Here is a 5,112-nt window from a genome sequence, read left to right on the forward strand (position 1 = left end):
AAATCGATGCGGCCGCCGTAATATCCCGAGATGCCGCCGAGCACGATGCCGAGCATCAACGAGAAGAAGACACCGACGAGGCCGATCGACAACGAGATCTGCGAGCCCTGCACCGTTCGGCTGAAGACATCGCGCCCAAGCCTGTCAGCGCCGAACAGAAGCAGCGGCGTCGTCTTGTCGGGCGAGGCGATCAGATGGATGTTGGTTCTGAACAGGCCGAACACCGAATATTCATAGCCGCGCCCGAAGAATTGGACGTCGACACGTTTTGTCGTGTCCTCCTTGAAGATGGCGGCCAGCGTTTCCGGATCGCGGGTCAGCTTCATCGGATAATAATGCGGGCCGAAGGAGAAGCCGTTCTGGGTATCGATCAGATGCAATCTCTGCGGCGGGTGAAAAGTCGCCCGCGCATTTTGCAGGTTCGGATCGTTGATGGCGAAGAAGCCGGGAAGCAGGGCGACGATATACATCACCACGGTGACGACGAGCGCCACCATGGCCAGCCGATGCCGGCGGAAAGCCCACCAAATGAGCTGCCACTGCGACGCAACGGCGGCGCGATCCGGCGGAATGTTCGTAACGGTGATGTCGGCCATGTGAGGCTCCTATTCCAACCGGATGCGGGGATCGACCAGCGCAAGCAGGATATCGCTGATCAGAGAGCCTATCAGCGTCAGCGCGCAGATCAGCAGGACGAAGGCACCGGCGAGATACATGTCCTGAGCCATCAGTGCCTGCAGCAGCAAAGGAGCAGCCGTTGGCAGATTGAGGACGATGGCGACGACGACCGAGCCGGAAATGAGGTTGGGCAGCAGCCAGGCAATTGTCGAGATGAACGGATTGAGGGCGATCATCAGAGGATATTTCATCAGCAGCCGGAACTCAGAGAGCCCTTTTGCCCGTGCCGTGGTCACGTAAGGCTTCGGCAGCTCATCGAGCATGTTCGCCCGCATGACGCGGATGAGGCTCGCCGTCGAGGAGACGGCAAGAATGATGACGGGAAGCCAGAGATGCGAGAAGAGGTCGACCATCTTGGCGAAGCTCCAGGACGCGTTCTCGTATTCCGGAGAAAACAGCCCGCCGACATCCTGTCCGAATTCGACCGCCGCGACATACATCAGCACCAGCGCCAGCAGGAAGGACGGAACGGCCAGGCCGAAAAAGGTGAAGGCGGTGAAGAAATAGTCGCCGATCGAATATTTGCGCACGGCGGAATAGACGCCGATCGGCAGCGCGATCGCCCAGGTGGCGATCAATGTCGACAGGGCCAGAACGAGCGTCAGCGCCATGCGCTCCCAGATCAGGTCCGAGACCGGCTGCTGCCATTCAAAAGAGATGCCGAAATCGCCGCGTGTGAGAATGCCCCATATCCACTTGAAATATTGGACGAGCATCGGGTCGCCGAGGCCGAAGCGCTCGCGCAATTGCGCCGCCGTGTTCTGATCGACGATCTCGTTGGAGGCCGCCAGCGTCGCAATATAGGTCGTGACATAATCGCCCGGCGGCAGCTGGATCAGCACGAAAGCCAGGAAGCTGACGGCAAACAGCGACGGAATCATCCATAGGAAGCGTTTGGCGATAAAGACCAGCATGAGGCGCCTCTTGCATTGAACGCCGCCTCCCGGGCCTTGTCGGCCGTCAGGACCGGCAAGGCATCTCGGAGGGCGAACTGAAAGAAAGCGCCGTACCTGATGGCACGGCGCTTAAGACGAAAATCAGCTCGTGAAGGTGAATTGCTGCGGCATTGCAGGGCCGGGATTGGGCCAGGACCAGCTATCCGGCTCCTTCTCGGGAACATTGCGCAGATTGTTGCGGATGATGCCGAAGCCGCCGACGGCAAGGCAAAGGCCGACGGTCTCGAATTCCTCCGCGGCGATGTCGAAGATCTGCTTCATGATCGCGCCGCGCTTGTCGAGATCAGCCGTCGAACGCGCTTCGTCGAAGAGCTTCATGCGCTTCTTCTGGCTTTCCGGCGGCTCTTCGCCGCGTGCACCATTGGAGGTGTACCAAAGCGTCCACGGAATGGCGTAACGCGAGCCCTGCGGATGGAACGCGAAGAAATCGCGTGGATCGAGCATCGGATCGAGACCGCCAGGGCCCGGCCATACCGCCGCATCATGGGCATTGTCGTCGCCGCGGGTGTAATAGAGCGCCCGCTCGATCGTGTTGACCTTCATGTCGATACCGATCTGGGCCCAATGCGTCTTGACCAGTTCCAGGGCATCGACGAGGTCGGGATAGAGGGTCGGAATGACGTCGATCGAGAAGAACACCTTCTGGCCGTCGGGCCGCAGCCGGAAACCGTCGCCGCCTTTCTTGTAGCCGGCCTCATCGAGCATCGCGCCCGCCTTGTCGGCGTCATATTCGGTGAACTGGCGCGCGTATTTCTCGTTATACCAGGGATGGGTCGGACGCGGCCCAGCCTGGTAGGGCTCGCTCTGGCCGAAATAGACGATATCGATGAGTTCCGGGCGATTGATGCCGATCGAGAGCGCTTGCCGGAACGCCTTATCCGCAAACATCTTGCGCATCGCAGGATCTTTGTGGGTGATGTTGAAATAGATCTGGCACTGTTGCGAGGCTGAAGGCACGAGCGTCAGCAGGCGATAATCGCCTTTCTCCATGTTCTTGGACAGCGTCGGCTTGTTGGCGAGGACGCTGATATGGCGTTCCTGGATGTCGATCTTTCCGGAGATGACATTCAGCATCAGCGATTCGACGTCCTGCGAGATGCCGAAGTTGATTTCATCGATGTAGGGAAGCTGGTTGCCCTCGGTATCGACCTGCCAGAAATAAGGGTTGCGGGTCATGACGACGCGCGTAGCCCCCCCGACATAGGGCTCCTTGACCACCCATGGGTCGAGCGTCGGCTTATCCACATTGCCCCATCGCGATGGGATCTCGATGTCGCCGCAACGGCTGCGGAACAGCTCCGTCCAACTGGTGACGCCGGCCTTCTTCACATCGGCCTCGATATTCGGATTATATTTCGGCAGGAACTGGCTGCAGTAATGCTTCGGGAACAGCGTCGGATGCTGGCCAAGCGGCGTGGCGAGGTTTTCCAGGTAAAGCGCATTGGCCGCGGCAAAGGTGAACTTCACCGTATAGTCGTCAATCTTCTCGACCGTGACCGGCTTGCCGGCGACAGCAAGCTGCGCCGGTGTCGAGCTGTAGAGCTCGGTGTTCTTGACGCAGTCTTCGATCGCGAAAACGACGTCATCGGCCGTAAAGGGATGACCGTCGGACCAGCGCACGCCTTCGATGAGATGGAACGTGAATTGTGTTGCGTCGTCGCTGACTTCCCAGCGTTCGGCAAGGTTCGGCTGCACAGCGGTAAAATCGAGATTCCAGCGCACAAGGCTCTGGTTGCCGACCATACGCAGGATGCCGTTATGGTCGGATGAACCGCGAAGGCCGCGGCGCAGCGAGCCGCCATAGGTGCCGACTTTCTCGAACGGCGTCACGACCATCGGCTTTTTCGGCAGGCGCTCGGCGAGCGGCGGCAGCTTCCCCTCCTTGGCGAGTTGCGCAAGGGCCGGCGCTTCACCGCCTGCGGCAGACACGCGACCGGCGATAGACAGCGCCGCGACACCAGCCATGCCACCAAGCACGGCGCGGCGGGTGACGCCACGCGACAGTATTTCTTTGGCCATCGAATTCCTCCCTTTTGTGCCGGCGCAGCCTTTGCACCGGCTGATGCGTCGGGCTCCCGACCCGACGCTGACGCCCTCCTCGGCGCTACGACCGAAACCATAGACACGTTCCCAAATGATTACAAGAGTTGACAGATAATTACAAATTTCGTAGCGATGCAGCATCGATATACGAGGTTGTGCCGCTAAAAACACGGCTAACAGGACGAAAAACGTTAGATCTGTCAGATGCTGTATGCTGCCTTGAGCATTATGGTCGGCGACAGCCAGGGTGCGGCCGTCAAACGCCGTCGCACATGGCGTTGAGAGAAAAGGATCAGAATGACATTTACGGTCGATGYCGTTTCGAACAGGGGCGCAACGCGCTTCAGCGACATCATCTACGAGAAGATCGTGGGGATGATCGCCGACGGCAACTTTCCGGTGAACGAACGGCTGCCGCCGGAAACGAAGCTCGCCGCTGATTTCGGCGCGTCGAGACCTGTCGTGCGCGAAGCGCTCGAACGCTTGAGAGCCGATGGCCTGGTCGTTTCGCGTAAAGGGTCCGGTTCCTATGTCAGGCAAAGACCGGATTCGTCGATGCTGAAAATGGTGCCGGTCGGCTCCTTGGCCGATGTCCAGCGGTTCTTCGAATTCCGCGCCGGTCTCGAAGCCGAGGCGGCGGAGCTTGCCGCACGAAACTGGCAGCCGGCCGACAAGGAGCGGATAACGGCAGCGCTTCTTTCGATCGAGCAATGTCTGCGCGACGGGGAGCTTGGCGCCGAAGAGGACCAGGCTCTACATGATGCAATTGCCATGGCGACCGGTAACCAGTTCCACATTACCCTGCGCGAGTGGTTTAAGCCGCATTTCGCCATCGGGCATTCCGTTACGCGAAGCTTGAGCTTGAAGCGGACGCCGGAACAGATCCGCAGCGTCCAGGATGAGCATGCGGTGATCGTCGAGGCGATCTTCGCGCACCGGGAAACCGAAGCACACGATGCGATGAAAAAACACATACTGAATGCTCGCGCCCGCATGTTCCAGGGCGTTTGAGCGACAATGGGAGAAGAGATGATGAAACGGGTCGCCATGACGGGTGCTGCCGGACGCGTAGGGACGCTACTGCGCCCGTTCCTTCGGTCGCATGTCGAGCACCTCAGCCTGATCGATCTCCAGGAGCCTGACGGGCTTGGCGAAAACGAGAGCTTCGTCAAGGCCGATCTTACAAAGCTCGACGAGGCGACGGCTGCGCTGAAAGATGTCGATGGCGTGGTTCATCTCGCCGGTATTGCAAGCGGCACGGACATGAACGCCATTCTGCATGCGAACGTGCTTGGTACTTACAATCTCTACGAAGCGGCGCGGACCAACAAGGTCCAGCGGGTCGTCTATGCATCGAGCAACCATGCCACGGGCTTTTATCCGCGCGGCCAGCTCGTGTCGCCGCTCGACCCGATGCGTCCCGACAGTCCTTATG

Annotated in this window: 4 protein-coding genes and 1 pseudogene; 2 read left to right on the plus strand and 3 right to left on the minus strand. The window is 59.6% G+C overall.

Annotated elements, in window-relative coordinates; all coding sequences use genetic code 11:
- The 3 genes and pseudogenes from AC1ECN_RS38165 to AC1ECN_RS38175 all read right to left on the minus strand — a co-directional run.
- Positions 1-596: pseudogene (locus AC1ECN_RS38165) on the minus strand (ABC transporter permease); the annotation flags it as partial.
- Between the two features lie 9 nt (positions 597-605).
- Positions 606-1,592 (minus strand): ABC transporter permease, encoded by a 987-nt coding sequence (locus tag AC1ECN_RS38170; protein ID WP_003562632.1) that lies wholly within the window; start codon positions 1,590-1,592, stop codon positions 606-608.
- Positions 1,593-1,715: 123 nt separating this feature from the next.
- Positions 1,716-3,653 carry an ABC transporter substrate-binding protein gene (locus tag AC1ECN_RS38175; RefSeq protein WP_024319730.1) on the minus strand — a complete coding sequence of 646 codons (1,938 nt, stop codon included), beginning with the start codon at positions 3,651-3,653 and terminating at the stop codon, positions 1,716-1,718.
- Between the two features lie 321 nt (positions 3,654-3,974).
- Here AC1ECN_RS38175 and AC1ECN_RS38180 point away from each other — a divergent pair, with 321 nt between their 5' ends.
- Together AC1ECN_RS38180 and AC1ECN_RS38185 are read left to right on the plus strand one after the other, a co-directional pair.
- Positions 3,975-4,688, plus strand: a complete 714-nt coding sequence (locus AC1ECN_RS38180) for a FadR/GntR family transcriptional regulator (protein WP_477955993.1) — start codon at positions 3,975-3,977, stop codon at positions 4,686-4,688.
- 21 nt (positions 4,689-4,709) lie between these two features.
- Positions 4,710-5,112, plus strand: a 403-nt coding sequence (locus AC1ECN_RS38185; protein WP_477955995.1) for an NAD-dependent epimerase/dehydratase family protein, incomplete at its 3' end; no start/stop codon positions are given.

The sequence above is a fragment of the Rhizobium sp. 01N447_2 genome (assembly GCF_056399245.1).